At 58.6% G+C, this 514-nt stretch carries 2 protein-coding genes; both read left to right on the top strand.

The window, feature by feature from the left end:
• On the top strand, positions 1 to 234 hold a 234-nt coding region (locus ACK41V_RS23895; RefSeq protein WP_409786213.1), incomplete at its 5' end, for a DUF2164 domain-containing protein.
• Positions 235 to 318: 84 nt separating this feature from the next.
• Positions 319 to 514: DMT family protein (locus ACK41V_RS23890; protein WP_409786211.1), on the top strand; the 196-nt coding region annotated here is incomplete at its 3' end.

Raw genomic sequence — 514 nt, 5'->3', positions numbered from 1 at the left:
GACCGCGATGAAACCAAGGCCATTGTCGCCGAGATCCAGGACTATTTCCGCGAGGAGCTGGATCAGTCCATCGGCGCCATTCCGGCGGAAATGCTGATGCAGTTCTTCGCCGACAAGATGGGCGCCTATTTCTACAATCGCGGGCTGCATGATGCGCAGGCGCTGGTGCGCAAGAAAATCGACGATGTGAGCGACGAAATCTTCTCGCTGGAGCAGCCGACCAAGGCGCGGTGAGCCGCCAAAAATTCCCGCTTTTCCGCCGCAAAGAGAGTGATACAAGGTCCAGCCGGGCTATGCCGGTTTTCTTGCGGTGCTCACATGGGCTTCAACTTTGCCACGCTGGCCCCGATCGGGCTTTTGATCGCCTCCAATCTCTTCATGACCTTTGCCTGGTATGGGCACCTCAAATTCCCCAGCGCGGCGCTGTGGGTGGTGGTGATGATTTCCTGGGGGATCGCGTTTTTCGAGTATTGGCTGGCGGTGCCGGCCAACCGGATCGGCCATGCCGTCTACT

Origin of the sequence: Acidovorax sp., assembly GCF_046291265.1 — a bacterium.
GTDB lineage: Bacteria > Pseudomonadota > Gammaproteobacteria > Burkholderiales > Burkholderiaceae_C > Acidovorax.
Note: the sequence above shows the minus strand (reverse complement) of the source record. Positions and strands in the feature narration are given on the sequence as shown.